Annotated in this window: 8 protein-coding genes; 1 reads left to right on the top strand and 7 read right to left on the bottom strand. The window is 43.8% G+C overall.

The genetic code is table 11. The annotated features are described in order from the left end of the window. The 7 genes from K5Q34_RS08045 to K5Q34_RS08015 form a co-directional block, all read right to left on the bottom strand. Nucleotides 1-7,156 (bottom strand): DNRLRE domain-containing protein (locus K5Q34_RS08045; RefSeq protein ID WP_221864819.1); only part of this gene is annotated, 7,156 nt, incomplete at its 3' end. Between the two features lie 14 nt (nucleotides 7,157-7,170). After that, nucleotides 7,171-7,770, bottom strand: a complete 600-nt coding sequence (locus K5Q34_RS08040; protein WP_024407576.1) for a hypothetical protein — start codon at nucleotides 7,768-7,770, stop codon at nucleotides 7,171-7,173. A 1-nt stretch (nucleotide 7,771) separates the two neighbouring features. Beyond that, nucleotides 7,772-8,329, bottom strand: a complete 558-nt coding sequence (locus K5Q34_RS08035; RefSeq protein WP_253214104.1) for a class B sortase — start codon at nucleotides 8,327-8,329, stop codon at nucleotides 7,772-7,774. 422 nt (nucleotides 8,330-8,751) lie between these two features. Continuing rightward, a complete protein-coding gene (locus K5Q34_RS08030; RefSeq protein ID WP_172114795.1) occupies nucleotides 8,752-9,138 on the bottom strand; it encodes a hypothetical protein in 387 nt (128 codons plus the stop codon). A gap of 2 nt (nucleotides 9,139-9,140) precedes the next feature. Further along, nucleotides 9,141-11,420 (bottom strand): DNA helicase PcrA, encoded by a 2,280-nt coding sequence (gene pcrA / locus K5Q34_RS08025; RefSeq protein ID WP_099872111.1) that lies wholly within the window; start codon nucleotides 11,418-11,420, stop codon nucleotides 9,141-9,143. Nucleotides 11,421-11,548: 128 nt separating this feature from the next. Beyond that, the gene (nox, locus tag K5Q34_RS08020) at nucleotides 11,549-12,916 is read right to left on the bottom strand and encodes a H2O-forming NADH oxidase (protein WP_171935671.1); all 1,368 of its coding nucleotides are present in this window, start codon (nucleotides 12,914-12,916) and stop codon (nucleotides 11,549-11,551) included. A 185-nt stretch (nucleotides 12,917-13,101) separates the two neighbouring features. Further along, nucleotides 13,102-13,440, bottom strand: a complete 339-nt coding sequence (locus tag K5Q34_RS08015; RefSeq protein ID WP_002935455.1) for an ATP cone domain-containing protein — start codon at nucleotides 13,438-13,440, stop codon at nucleotides 13,102-13,104. Nucleotides 13,441-13,606: 166 nt separating this feature from the next. Between K5Q34_RS08015 and pepF the strand changes: the two genes are divergently transcribed. After that, a complete protein-coding gene (pepF, locus tag K5Q34_RS08010; protein ID WP_221864817.1) occupies nucleotides 13,607-15,397 on the top strand; it encodes an oligoendopeptidase F in 1,791 nt (596 codons plus the stop codon). Nucleotides 15,398-15,411: the final 14 nt, after the last annotated feature.

The raw sequence follows: 15,411 nt of genomic DNA, 5'->3' as shown, positions 1-15,411 counted from the left end.
TGGTCTTGTCGCCAGACTTCATTTCAAGCAGGCGGTTCTCGGCGTCATAGCTAAACTCTGTCTTGCTTTCCTTACCGTCCACCGTCTCCGTGCTGGTCAGCTTGTTTCCTGCATGGTCATAAGTGTAGCTAAACTGACTTAGTTCCTTGCCATCCTTACTTGAAACGATCATCTGGACAATTTGCCCTAGACTGTCGTAGGTGTAAGTTTGGACCAGAGTTTCCCCATCCTGCGTGATGGTTTCCTTGGAGATGTAGTTGCCATCGTCGTACTCGTAGGCATAGCTGGAAATCAGCTTACCTTTCTTGTCACGATGAACAATCTCTGTCACACGATGGGCTGCGTCGTAGGTCAGAGCACTTGTCGTGCCGTCTCCACGCTCAATCTTGGTCATGTCACCAGCCTTATCATAGGCGTAGGTGGTCACCTTGCCGTCACGGTCGGTCACCTTGGTCAGGCGGTCGAGTTCGTCATAGCTATAGGCTACCTCGCTACCATCTGGATAGACCATCTTGGTGATATTGCCATAGTCATCGTAGGTGTAGGTAATCAGACTACCATCACCCTGACGAACACCGGTCAATTCACCCTCTTCATTATAAGCGTAGCGGGTCTGACCCGTCAAGTCACTCATCACCACTCTGCGACCATCCGCATCATAGCTGTAGAGGACCTGACCTTCTGACTCGGTAGAAGTCTTCTTGGTCAGCAGTTGGTCCAGCTTGTTGTAGTCGTAGCTAATGGTCTGACCATCAGCCTTAGTAATCTTGGCTAGTTGGTTATTGACATCGTAGGTGTAGGTCTCGCTGTCTCCCAGCGCATTCATCTTTTCGATGACATTTCCTAGCTGGTCATAGCTATACTTCGTTACCTGACCATTGCCATTGGTGATGGAGGTGAGATTGCCCACGCTATCATAGGTGTAGCTGCTGGTTGATGCTTCATCTCCACTTCCCTTGGTGGCGGTCAGCAGTTGGTCTTCTTGGTCGTAGGTGTAGCTAGAAAGACGCTTGCTTCCTGTGAGAACACTGGTCAGATTGCCATTGCCATCATAGGTGAGGCTACTGCTTGCGCCTGTCGGACTGGATACCTTGATTAGGCGGTTATCCTTGTCATAGCTATAGAGACTGGTCTGACCTGCGGTATTGGTCTCCGCTGTCAAACGATTGCCTGCGTCGTAGGTCCGCTTGGTCACCTGACCAAGTGGGTTGACTTCCTCTAGGAGGTTGCCATTTGGGTCATAGGCATAGGTTGTCTCTCTCTTACCATTGATGACTCGCTTGGTCACTTGCCCCACAGGATCATAGCTCAGCTCCGTCTCACGGCCTGTCGGACTGGTAATCGTTTTAAGCTGATCCAGCTTCGTATAGGACAGATTGGTCTTAGCACCGCTCGGACTGGTGATGCTGGTCAGATTGCCCATCTCATCGTAGGCGTAGGTCTTTTCTAGATCCAGAGCATTCTTCTCCACCAAGAGACGACCGGCAACATCGTAGGTGTAGCTAGTCGCTCGATCCGACTGGTCTACTTCCTTGATAAGATTACCAGCTACATCGTAGGTATAGGTCTTGGACAAGCCTTGTGGCGCTGTCTGTTTCTCCAGACGACCAAGAGCATCATAACTATAGCTGAAAGTCGCCTGATTTGGAAGAGTTCGACTAGTCGCACGACCGTAGAGGTCATTGACATAGCTTGTCACATCCCCACTCGGGTCTGTCTCTGTCGAGAGACTACCAGTTTGGTCGTAGGTATAGCTTGTCTTACCGCCAGTTGGCTTGGTTAGGCTAAGCAGACGGTTGAGACTGTCGTAGGTATAGCTAGTGGTATTTCCCTCGCCTGTTGTTTCAGACAGACGATTGCCCACTGCGTCGTAGGTGTAGGTCTGGCTGGCACCTGTAGGAGCCACTGTCTCCAGTAAGCGACCGAGTGGATCGTATTTCAAGACAGTTTCCTGTCCCTTTGGATCTTTGTATAGAACCAGGCGTTCATTAGCATCGTATCCGTAGGTGGATTGGTGTCCGTTGGCATCTGTGACACTTGCGACATTCCCCAGCACATCGTACTCGTAGTTGGTCTCATGCCCCTCAGGGTCCGTTTCTGTCACGACACGGTTGAGTTGGTCATAACTGTAGCTGGTTTCACGTCCAAGATGGTCTACCTTCTTCTGTAAATTTCCATTTTCATCATAATGGTAGCTGGTCTCATGTCCTTCTACATCCGTCTTAGTCGCTAGATTACCTGATAAATCATAGGTGTAGCTTTCACTACTTCCATCTGCATAGGTGACCTTGGTCAACTGATTGTAGCTGTCATAGGTCATGCTTGTGGTCTGACCAAGGCTGTTGGTTGTCGTCAGGCGATTGCCTGCAGCGTCATAGGTGTAACTTTCATTTAGAGATTGATTATCCTTCGCAGCTATCAGACGATTGGCAGCATCATAGCTATACTCAGTAACGAGACCGCTAGATTGCGTCTGCTTAATGAGGCGATCAAGAGCATCGTATTCATTGACAATACTACTACCATCTGCCTGGATAACTTCTTTAACCTGAGCCGTTGGGGTATAGCTCAGCTGAGTTGCATGACCATTTGGATTGGTCACTTGGGTCAGGTAGCCAAGTTCATTATACTGATAGCTTGTTTTTCCACCTAGAGCATCAATTTCCTCACGAAGTTGCTCCATTTGGTTGTAGCTAAAGTGTGTTGTATGACCAAGTGCATCGGTGACTTGACCAACTTGGTTTTGCCCTGTATAGCGTGTGCTGGCAGTATTTCCTGCCGCATCGGTCAAGCTGATTTGATTTCCGTTCGCATCATAGGTCATCGTGGTTATTTGACCAAGAGCATTTGTCGTACTGCTCAAACGACCAGCGGCAGTATAGTCATACTGAGTGGATATGCCCTTGGCATCTGTCTGCTCGAGAACATTTCCCATGCTATCATATCGGTAGGAAACGCTCGTCTTATCTGGATAGATGACCTTGGTCACATTGCCAAGTGCATCGTAGCTATAGCTGGTCGTACGTTCATCCAGGCTTTCGGTCAGTTTATTTCCTAGCGCATCGTAGGTATAGCTAACCGTGCGGCCTGCTTGGTCTTGGTAGCTGAGACGACGACCTAAAGCATCGTAAGTGCTGGTCGTACTCGTACCAATTGGGTAGGTGACTTGAGTCACATTCCCTGCCTTGTCATAGCTATAGCTGGTCACCTGCCCTAAAGCATCTGTAATGCTTGCGATTTGGTTGACTGTCTCATCATAGGTATATGATGTTGTCTGACCAGCTTCATTGGTCCGTTCCAAGACACGACCAATTGCGTCACGTTTGTAATGCACCGTTTGTCCAGCAGCATCCGTCTCTGTCAGAAGACGACCTCTGCTATCATAACTGTAGCTCGTCGTACGACCTTCGGCATCTGTCAAACGAAGGAGGTTCCCAACACCATCATACTCGTAGCTATACTGACCACCTTCACCATTGCTTGCCGCAATCTTGCGTCCAAAGGCATCGTAAGTAAAGCTGCTAGTATTCCCATTTCCTTCGGTCACTGCAATCACTTGCCCTGCTGGGTCAAATGTCTGACTTGTACCGACACCATCCGCATCTTTTTCACTTAGTTTACGACCTTCGGCATCATAGGTCATCGTTGTCACACCACCACGAGGGTTGGTGATGGAGGTGACTTGATTATGAGCGTTATAGGTAAGAGTGGTCACTCCACCAGCTGCATTGGTCACTTTGACCAAATTAGCCCCATCATAGGATAACTGGACTGTGTTTCCTAGAGCATCGGTGGTTGAAAGAATGCGTCCTTGCTCATCAACTGTGTGGGTAATACTAGTGCCGTCTGCCAAACTTGTAGAAAGAAGGTTTCCTTTCGCATCATAAGTATGGCTAGTAGTCTGTCCTGCAAAATCTGTTACAGAAAGGAGATGGTTGTTTTGGTCATAAGTAGATGTTTTGACCGCTCCGTCAAAACGAGTTTCCGTGAGAATATTTCCTTGACTATCGTGAGTGTAGCTAGTCGTTTGACCCAATTCATTGGTCTCACTCACTAAGCGGTTATCATCATCATAAGCCTTACGAACACTGCTTCCATCAGGATAAGTAATGGCTGTTGTACGATAATGTTTGTCATAGGTATAAGTCGTCACTTGACTATTAGCATCTGTCGTTACTGTCTGTCCATCACTATAGGAAAGAGTGGAGACTGCTCCTGTTCCGTCGGTCTGCTGGATGACACGATGCTGTTCATCGTAGACATTCTCGATAATCTTGGTCCCATTGGCATCATACCAAGCTATCATCCGTCCTTGTTCGTCATAGTCGTAACGTGTCTTAGCTCCTGCTGCGTCCGTGTAAGAAATAAGATTTCCCGCTTCATCATAGTCATAAGCTAGTGTCGAACCGTTCGGTAACTGGATTGCTCCGATATAGCCTGAATCATTTTGTGTCACACCATATACAAGACCTGTCGGTGATGTAATCTTAGTCAGTTGAGCCTGTTCGTTATAGGAGAGGCTAGTTTTATTTCCTTTTTCATCTGTCTGACTGGTCAAAAGCCCATGGAAATTGAAGATTTTTTCCTGCTGATTGCTATCGGTAATGTGGTATTCCTTGACAGCGTAGTCCTCTTCGCCATTGCCAAAATCAGCTTTTTTAGTTTCTATTTCCTTTACCGTCAAGGTTAGATCATAGCCCTCTGGCGCCTTATAGGTATCACCTTCTTTGATAAAGGTCAAAATAGAACCATCTGTACGGATATAGTTAATATTGCCCTCGTCATCAAGTGAAAGTTGTTCGTTGAAGGCAAAAGACCATCCTCGACCAAATAGACTATTGATACCTGCTGCTTTGGAGTTATAATTGCGGACAATCGCAAAGTCTCCACCTAAGTCTGAGATAGATACATCTGTTCGTTCTAAGTAGAAATTACCTGTATTAAGATTTATCGGTTCAAAACCAAATTCACAGTGTAAACCACGCCCCATCAACAGCATATCCACGTCTGCTTTGACCTTATCAGTCAGAGCAGGTGGGTTATAAGGCTTGTTCGCATTTTTACTTGGATTGCGGATAAAGAGAGTGTTGTTTTTAACCAGAAGCATATCTTGAATCCGGTTGTCAAAGGCAATCTGTTTTAGCGGTACGCCATAATAGCTGGCTATCTTAGGAAGAGTATCATATTGGGTTACCTTGTAAATGATGAAAGAGTCACTACTCTTCTTCCCACTCGTTTGACCATCTTTCTGGCTTTCCGCATCGATGGTGTAGAGCGTATTTAATTCAGGCTCTGTAAACGGCACGAGCGCTTGCCAGTTAGACAATTTATCTTTGTATTGTGTCGTTCCTTTTTCAAATGCTGAAATAAAGGAAGCCGTGTCAGGGTATTTGTATGAAAAGCTGGCTGTACTCTGACCAGTATAATTCTTAGCAGGGTCACTGAGCTGGTAGCCAACCTGTGCAGCAGGGCTAGTCAGACCATCCGCAAAAACTCCTTGGAATTGGAGTTTACCAGACTTATCTGTCTTCACCATTGTCCGGAGATTGATAGTCGTATCACCGATAGCATAATTGATATCTACTGGATCTGGGACGGACCAATTAATCGTAATGCTTGGCGCTTTTTCAGGACTAAAGCCAATTTGACCAGCATTGGAGGCTGTGGCTTCAGTCGTATAAAAGGCACCGCCATCTGCTCCCTCATCTGTTGCAGCGACAACTAAACCATAGTTTGGATAGAGTCCTTGTACCCAGCCGTTGACCGCATCACGAATATCAAAGTTGTGCATCCCAACCTTTTTCGCGGAAATGGCATTTTCACCTGCAATTTCTCGACCTAGATTGACGGATGAATTCCAAGTCACCGTGTTGATATTAAAATCTTCTGTTAAACGATAGGCAGCAAACTGTGTCCCCTGATTTCCAGGTGCAGTGTACTCATAGAGATTGAGTGTTGCGCTATCAATTTTAGCTTCTGAAGGAATATTCTGCTTAAAGTCATAGTTGACCTTAAAATACATACGACTACGACCGATGTCCTTAACGTCTGCGAATCTTTTCATTCCTATGGATTCGACCGTCATATATCCAATATAACCATAAGCATATCCCTGATATTGACCGTGGACCGAACTCGTTACAGAATCTAGTATATTTTCTCGTGGGACAGTAATGGTTGGGTCGATACGAACAGGATATTGACGTGCCTGATCTGCCAACCATTCTTTCCCTGCGACGACAGTAATATGGTAGTGTCCATCTTTTTCAGCCAGTTCCAATTTTATATCTTGACTGGTTTCTCCTGCAGCATCCACCATAAGAGGAGCATTTAAGACAAAAAGTATTTCTTTTTTACCTTTTTGGCGAACCAAGATTTGATTGGTTTCAAGACTTACATCATAATTTCCTGCCTCTAAAACGTAAGTAAAACGGTTCTTTTCTTCCCATTTACTCAGAACGATTTCTTCTTTAACGCCGTTTGATTGTACTGTATATTGGACATCTGTCGCACCGTCAACGTTATTATAAAGGATAGCATTGTCCTCTACAGTCGCATGCTCGTAGGTTTTATCCAAAGGATAGAGCGATATTTTATCTTCCTGACTGATAACATCAATCGGCGTAGTCTCGGTCACCTTAGCGGGAAGCACTACATCAACAGGAGATTCTTTCGGTAGATAATAATGCGTGCCATCCGCATGATAGGAATACAGATCAAGGTCAATCGGAACTTCCCGTCCCTCGTGGTCAATATAGGTCTTAGCCTGGCTACCAATATAGGTCACAAAGCGTGTCTCGTCCACCTTGTAAAGTTGTTCTTGACCACTTTCGAGAACTGGTTCTCCATACTGCGCCCGTAAAGCTGCCTCTTCTGCATTTTGCCCTTCTTCAGTGATTTTAGGCTGCTGAATGGCATCTCCGCCATCAGTGGTACTTGCTGCGGTTGTCTGGTCGGAGTTTGATGCATTGGTTGTATTTGCATTATCACCACCGACAGTCGTCTCACGCGCTTCCTCCACCGCTTTTTCATAATAAGCCTGACTTTGCGAAGTTTCAACAATTTCTTGAATTTCCTGCGCATAGACCAGGGGACTATTGGCCAATAAAATAGTCGAAAGCATCAGCCAACTAACAATTTTTCTTCTCTTTTTCATATATATCATCCTAATTATTTTTCAAGTAAATAATACACTGTCCCTAAAATAACAATCATATCTGCAAGCCCCAACAAGATGTCTGATATGGCAGACCATATCAATCCTATGCTGGCTGCTATAAGAATTCCCAGTAAGACAATGGCAATTATTCTTCGGAAGTCCCCCTTCTTCCAAGAAAAGTTACTATCTTTATAAAAGCAGTAAAGGTTAAAGATGACCGTTACTTTGATAAATGTCTGAAATAGGCTTGTCACTAACCAGATGGCATTTTTTACTTCTTGATAGCCAAATGAAGTGTAATCATAGATTAGCTGCCCTAATCCTCCAAGCAGCAAGCCTCCAAGCACGCTAACTGCTAATGCTAGACCAACAACTTTCGCTACTCGTTGCTCCTGATTGAACTCCCTTAGAAACCAAATGGCTAATTTTCCAACGAAAAATAATCCAATCCCAAACAAGGAAAGTCCTACCAGCCCTAGCCACAAAAGGACCGGAGCATTTTCAGACCAGGGTTTCAATAGACAGACTCCCATCAATTTTTGCCCTATACCCACAAAAATATATCCAATCGCAAACTCAAAAAATTTTCTATTCTCTTTAAAAATAACCATGTTAGCTTCCTCCTTTTCTGACGGCATGAACTACAAACCGTCTCTCATTTCCTACCACGTCACAAGTAGATAAAATCAATAACTTATCCCGAGTAACATCAAAATCAAACGAGCGATAGAATCCACCATATTCATTTGCCCAGACTTCTAACAGAGAGACATATGACTCCACCTGCTTCGTATCCCCTAGCCCATAGGTGTGATACAAGTGATCATCAGTAAAGGAATATGCTGCAACAATCTGGTATAGAAAGTCTTTCCCGTCTTTGGTAATCGTTACTGTCTGGATTGATTCAAATGTAGAAGGCTCCGCTAAATAGTCTAGGCTACCAAACATGGAATCATCACGCATGGCATGTCCATAGATAATCGTCACAGGATCCTCAAAACTAGTCTGATTTACCCTTTCAGTAAAAATAGCACCATACTGAGTCTCATTTCCTTCTGCATCATGGGTTAAATAGTAGGCGTCGTCTGCCGGATGTTGTAGAACAGGGTAGTTAATTTTCGTTCCTTCCACCCGAATCCAAGCATAGGCATCTGAGTTTTTTTGAAACATTTGTTCAAGATTTTTACTCTGTATGCGTCGTTCTTCAGTCTTTTCCAAATCACCTATCCCGTACAGGAATAGGAACACAGTACTTATAAGAAGTCCTAGTCCAAATAATTGTCTAAATCTTTTCACAATATCTCCTTTTCCATAATATTTTACCACAAGTTTATCGGTGAATGTAGCGCTTTCAAAAAATTTACACAAACTACAGATAGACCAAAAACAACAATATGCACAAAAAATGGGAGTGGGAAAGAACTCGACTAGTCTAAAAAAGAGTTCGTCTTCCCACCCCCGCATAGTTGATTAGGTCAGATTTGGAGTGTGAAACACGAACAAATCTGCCAATCAACCACTGCGCTGAGATGTTGACACGAACTCTGGGGAGTGGAGCTGGGCTTTTTGCCCAGCCTCATTTTTATCACTATCTATATTTCCAGAAAATTAGCCACCGCTTCTTTTTTCCTAGGAATGGATAGCATACGATCACTAAGTCCACTCTGTAACAAGGGCCTATACTTCTTAATGTACTCCTTCTCTTTTTTTCTTCTGACTCCCATCGCTTCTTCAAGCTCTAGAATTTCAAACATTAAGATAAGGTTTTGATCACGAAGGATTTCAGCGGTCATCCCTAAATACTCTGGGTATTTTCTCAACTGATATAAATGCTGTGCGCATCTTATCAACATAGAGAATGATTCACCGATATACAAGACCCGCCGTTCACCATCAACTTTTTGAAGCGAAATTTGATATACTCCTCCCTTGATGGCTTTTATAACATCATTTTGAAAAAATTGTACCTGAAGATTCATCCCTACTCTTCCTTACTAATCGGTGCTAAGCTTGCCAAGACTTTCTTAAGTCCCATTTCTGGGAAATTGATTTTGAGTTCTTGATTGCTGCCTGAGCCTGATACTTCAAGGACTGTTCCGCGGCCCCATTTCTTGTGGACTGCGATGTCACCAACTGACCAGTTGGTGCCTGAGCTTGACGATTGGTTGCTTGATGCGAAGGGCATACTGCCTCCGATCTTGGCAGATGGTTGTACGGATGCTTTTCGACTTTGCATGGCCTGTTGCAAACTCATACCTTGTCCAAACTGTGTCGCTCTGCCATTGACATAAGAAGCCTTAAAGCTAGTATTGGCTGGACGAGCGAGACCCTGATAGTCCAGGAGGTCACTGGAAATTTCTCGGATAAAGCGGCTTGGTTGGTTGTAGTTGGTGCGACCGAAAAGAAGTCGAGAATTGGCATTGGTCAGGTAGAGAGTCTGCTCAGCACGGGTGATGCCTACGTACGCCAAACGACGTTCTTCTTCCAATTCGTCCTCTTCTTCTGCTGCACGACTGAGTGGGAAGACATTTTCCTCCATGCCAATCAAGAAAACGACTGGAAATTCCAGACCCTTGGCCGCATGGAGAGTCATGAGAGTCACTTCTGAAGATTCTGTATCGCCATCATCTGTATCCGCAATCAGTGCCAAATCAAGCAGGAAGCGTGTCAACCGATCCAGACCTGTCTCTTCTTCCTCAGCATCCTTTTCATCAAAGTTTTTGGTAACAGAAAGGAATTCCTGGATGTTTTCTATGCGAGCATTGGCTTCCAGCGTATTTTGTGCGGCAAGGGCATCGATGTAGCCTGTTTGGTTCAACACTGCCTCAACTACTTGGGTAACCGTCAAGTTGTCTAATTGATTACGAAGATTATAGAGGAGATTGGCTAGGTCAAAGACTGCCTGTGCTGCCTTCCCTTTAATAGACGATAACATAATATCCTGAGAAGCTTCTAGCAAGGACATGCTGTGGCTGGTCGCAAAATCACGGAGTTTGTCAACCGTACCAGGTCCAACGCCACGCTTTGGCTCATTGACAATGCGTTCATAGGAGATATTGTCCGATGGATTTGCGATGATATTCAAATAAGAAATCACATCACGGATTTCCTTACGGCTGTAGAACTTGGTGCCCCCAACCATGGTATAAGGGATATTAGATTTGAGTAGGGCTTCTTCAATGGTACGGGACTGGGCATTGGTCCGATAGAGAACTGCAAAATCCTTATAAGCCTTACCTTCTCGGTGCAACTGGTCAATCTGCCCTGCGACATAGATAGCTTCATCATTTTCATCTCTGGCACGATAGTAGGTAATCAAATCCCCTTGGACATTCTGTGTCCAGAGTTTTTTGGGACGGCGATTGCGGTTGTTTTCGATGACCTCATTGGCAGCCTGCAAGACATTCTTGGTGGAGCGGTAGTTTTCCTCCAAAAGGACAACCTTGCTTTCTGGATAGTCCTTTTCAAAGTCCAGGATATTTTGCATATCCGCACCACGCCAACCATAGATAGACTGGTCCGCATCACCGACCACGCAGATATTCTTGAAACGTGATGCCAGGAGCTTGACCAATTGGTACTGGGCATGGTTGGTATCCTGATACTCATCGACATGGATATACTGGAATTTCTGCTGGTAATAGGTCAGGACCTCTGGATTTTGGTCAAAAAGGCGGAGCGTCAACATGATCAAATCATCAAAGTCAACGGCCTCTGACTGTCTGAGTTCCTTTTGATAAGCCGTGTAGCATTTAGCAACAATCTGCGTGTATAAATCGCCTGCCTGAGCTTCAAATGCCTTGTCATCAATCAAGTCGTTTTTGGCATTAGAAATGGTTCCCAGAATAGAACGTTCACTCCACTTTTTCGGGTCTAGATTGAGATTTTTCAAAATCCGTTTCATGAGACTGCGTTGCTCACCTGGGTCCACAATGGTGAAGTTACGGTTGTAGCCGATATGGTCAGCATCTCGACGCAAAATCCGTACGCACATGGAGTGGAAGGTGGCTATCAAACAGTCTTGTGTAGCAGGATTGAGGGCGTAGGCCCGCTCCTTCATCTCACGCGCCGCTTTGTTGGTAAAGGTAATGGCTAAGATATTCCAAGGATTGACCATTTTTTCATCAATCAAATAAGCGATTCGGTGGGTCAGGACTCGCGTCTTACCCGAACCAGCCCCTGCCATAATCAATAGCGGACCTTCCGTCGTCTGTACCGCTTCTGCCTGTCTGTCATTCATTCCGTTTAATAATGGGTTCATTGTCTCATACTTTCTCTAAAAAATCATTCTCTCCATTATACCAAAAAATCACTCGATAAGCAGTTGCAATATGATAGGTGGCAAGCAAAAAAGCCCAGAGTTATCTCTGAGCTTTTGTATTCAATTAATTATTCAGCACCCAAGGCAGCTACTGTGATGTAGTTGTAAGGTTTGTTGAAGTGTGGCAAGAAGAACAAGTCTGTCAAGGCCAATTTTTCGATTGTTACACCTTCTTGGATTGCCAATGAGAAGAGGTGGATACCCAATGAGATGTCTTCACGAGCAGCCATTTGCGCACCAAGGATACGACGTGAATCTTTATCGTAAACAATCTTGATAGTAACAGGGAAGTTGCCGTGCTCCATGAATTCTGGTTTTTGGTTGTCTGTTACTTCAGTAACAGCAGCGTTCAAACCAAGACGAGTGGCTTTTTCAAGTGTCAAACCAGTTGATACAAGGTTAAGACCGTAGATAGAGATACCGTTAGAACCTTGTACACCGATACCTTCAAGGTCAGTGCCACAGATGTTGTGAGCTGCTACGATACCAGTACGTACTGCGTTTGAAGCCAAAGCGATGTAGCTTGTGTCGCCAGTAGCGTTGTCGTAGATAGTTGCACAGTCACCGATAGCGTAAACACCTGGGATTGAAGTTTCTTGGCGTTTGTTTACAAGGAAGGCACCGTTACGGAAGCGCTCGATTCTTTCACCTGCAAATGCAGTGTTTGGACGGAAACCAACAGCCAAGATAACCATGTCAACATCGTATTCGTTCTTGTCAGTGATGATTTTCTCAACTTTACCATTACCAGCAACTTCTTTAACAGTTTCGCCAAAGGCAAGTTGAATACCATGCTCTTCCATGTTTTTAGCCATAAGGTCTGACAAGTCGCGGTCATAGTAACCAGCCAAACATGTATCTACAACGTCGATAAGGATAACTTCTTTACCTTTACGTTGGAATGCTTCTGCAAGCTCAACACCGATGTAACCAGCACCAACAACTGCTACGCGGTTGATGTCTTTGTTTTTCAATTTTTCAATAACATCTGCTGAGTTTTGGTACAATTTAACAAATTGCAAGTTTTCAAGAGTTGCTTCAAATTCAAGAGAACCTTCTTTGATTTCAGCTCCTTTGATTGGTGGCAAGATAGGTTGTGAACCAGTTGCGAAAAGAAGTTTTTCAAATGATTCAACATGTTCTTGACCATTTACAAGCGCTGTAACTGTTTTGGCATCATAGTCAATGTTTGTAACAGGTGACTCCATGTATACTGTCGCGCCCAAGCTCTCCAACTCTTCTTTGTTTGAGTAGAAAAGTCCTTCAGGACCGCCAATTTGCTCACCGATCCACAAAGCCATACCACAACCCAAGAATGAAATATTTGAGTTTTGGTCAAATACAACGATTTCGTTTTCTTGACCATAATTTGTCAACATAGTTTTGATTGCGGCAGTACCAGCATGGTTAGCACCGACAACAACGATTTTAGCCATAATGTAAAATCTCACTTTCGAAAATATATTTTTTTACGAACTATATTATACAATACAAATGTTACCGATTTCAAAAAATATGCTCAGAATATCACATTTTTTTCAAAAAGTTTTTGAAATGCTATTTTCTTTAAACAATGTAAAGATATATAAAAGCAAAAAACCTAGATTTCTCTAGGCTTCTCTTAACGTACTTGTTCAAAACGCAGATGTACAATAATCTTATCGCCATAGCCGTTACGTTCCAAATCACGTTGCAAGCGATAGGAAATGTAATGCTCAGCAATAGAAATATATCCTGCATCTAAAAGACGGTGTTCAACTTGCGACTGAACCATGCTAATCGTTGGTCGCTCTGTATGAGCTTCTTCCAAGTCAAGCACTACTTTCTTTGTGACCTGTGCAAGATTTTTCCGCCAAGTTTCATCAATGACATAAACTGTCTGTGCAGCTTTAATGATGGCTTGGTAGATTTTATCTGGATCAAATTCAACAATCTCTCCACTACGTTTAATGACTTGCATAAAAGCTCCTTTCTGGTTTTCAGTAAACCCTTTCATACTTACATTATCTAGGTTTTTGTGTATTTTGTCAAGTATTCTTTTTCATAAATTTTGCCTTGGCTTATTTTCGCTGAAAGCCCTTTAGTATGATATAATGGACCTATTAAAATGAAATAAGGAGAAAATCATGACAAACGCAATGCCTAAACGTCAAGAAATTGATGTGCAATTAACTTGGGATACGGACATTCTATTTCCGACCCCTGATAACTACAAAGAAAATTTGGCAGCCTACGCTAAGCAAGTGACAGCTTTCGAATCGAATTACAAAGGGAAGCTAACTGATAAGGATACCATTGTTTCCGCCTTAACAGAATACGAAAAAATCGTTATTCTTGATAGCAGACTTTCCCACTATGCCTTTTTGCCATTAGAAGTTGACAAGATGAATACTGAATTGGCGAGCCTGGCCAACGAATACGACCTGGTTTCTGCCAAGGCATGTCCTCAACGAGATTTCCTCTATTCAGAACTTGGTCAATTAGATGAAGCCTTTCTTCTTGAATTAAAAGAAGAACAACCACAATGGGCTGCTTTCTTCGATGCAATCCTACGTGATAAGCCGCATCAGCTTCATCCACTACAAGAAGAACTCCTCTCTAACTTCGCACCAACCTTTGGTCAGCCATATAATAACTACGGTGTGACCAAGTTTGAAGATATGACCTTTGATAACTTCGAGGCAAATGGCGAAACGCTCGGCAATAGCTATGTGCTCTTTGAAAATGATTATGAACTCAGCCATGATACCGAAATCCGTCGCAATTCAGCTGCTGGTTTCTATTCAACCTTGAAGAAATACAAGAATACAACTGCAGCAACTTATTTGTCTCATATCAAAAACGAACAAATCGAAGCTCGCTTGCGTGGATTTGACAATACGATTGACTTCCTCTTGCATAGTCAAAATGTCTCTCGTGATCTCTTTGACCGTCAGATTGATGTCATCATGAAAGAATTGGCTCCTCACATGCGTCGCTATGTCAAACTGGTTGCCAAGGCTCATGGTTTGGATAAAATCACTCATGCTGACTTGAAAATCAGCCTACCATCTGAATACAATCAACGCATTACTCCTGAAGAGTCCAAACAATTCTTGATTGACTGCTTGGGCATTCTTGGTGAAGATTATGTGAAAATGATTGAACAATCATTTGATGAGCGTTGGATTGACTTTGCTCAAAACGAAGGTAAGGCTACTGGTGGCTTCTGTGCTACTCTTTACGATGGACCATCCTATATCCTACTTTCATGGACAGGTTTGATGAACGAGGTCTTGGTATTGGCTCACGAATTGGGACACGCTGGTCATTTCCAATTGGCTAAGAAACAAAGCGTCCTCAGCTACGATCCATCCCTCTACTTCATCGAGGCTCCTTCTACAGCTAATGAAGTCTTGACATGTAACACCCTTTTGAAAAACAACCAAGACCCTGGCTTCCAAGCTTACTTGATTAGCGAGTTGATCAGCCGTACTTACTTCCACAACATGGTGACTCACTTGCTTGAAGCAGCCTTCCAACGTGAAGTCTACACTCGTTTGGACAATGAAGAATACCTCAATGGTGATATTCTCTGCCAAATCAAGTTGGATGTCATCAAGGAATTCTGGGGTGAAGACTTTGAAATCGGTGACGATGCAGGTCTTATCTGGATGCGTCAACCGCACTACTACATTGGTTTGTATCCATATACCTACTCAGCTGGTTTGACCATCGGTACGGCTATGGCTAAGCAATTGGAAGAACATCCTGAAGAAGTTGTTGAAAAATGGTTGGAAACCTTGTCACTCGGTGCAAGTCTTTCTGCCCAAGACCTTGCTAAACACGCTGGTGTCGACGTTTCGACTGACCAACCACTCAAAGAAACCATCGCCTATGTCGGTTCATTGGTGGATAAATTGGAATCGCTCATCTAAGATAATTAAAAGGT

The organism is Streptococcus sp. 2018110 (genome assembly GCF_019754115.1).
Lineage (GTDB): Bacteria > Bacillota > Bacilli > Lactobacillales > Streptococcaceae > Streptococcus > Streptococcus hashimotonensis.
The sequence above is the reverse complement of the archived record's forward strand: the minus strand, read 5'-3'. Positions and strand labels throughout refer to the sequence as shown.

Coding starts and splice junctions, on each gene's coding strand:
- K5Q34_RS08040 (WP_024407576.1), bottom strand. CDS start 7,770: ATGGTTATTTTTAAAGAGAATAGAAAATTTTTTGAGTTTGCGATTGGA.
- K5Q34_RS08035 (WP_253214104.1), bottom strand. CDS start 8,329: ATGTTTCAAAAAAACTCAGATGCCTATGCTTGGATTCGGGTGGAAGGA.
- K5Q34_RS08030 (WP_172114795.1), bottom strand. CDS start 9,138: ATGAATCTTCAGGTACAATTTTTTCAAAATGATGTTATAAAAGCCATC.
- pcrA (WP_099872111.1), bottom strand. CDS start 11,420: ATGAACCCATTATTAAACGGAATGAATGACAGACAGGCAGAAGCGGTA.
- nox (WP_171935671.1), bottom strand. CDS start 12,916: ATGGCTAAAATCGTTGTTGTCGGTGCTAACCATGCTGGTACTGCCGCA.
- K5Q34_RS08015 (WP_002935455.1), bottom strand. CDS start 13,440: ATGCAAGTCATTAAACGTAGTGGAGAGATTGTTGAATTTGATCCAGAT.
- pepF (WP_221864817.1), top strand. CDS start 13,607: ATGACAAACGCAATGCCTAAACGTCAAGAAATTGATGTGCAATTAACT.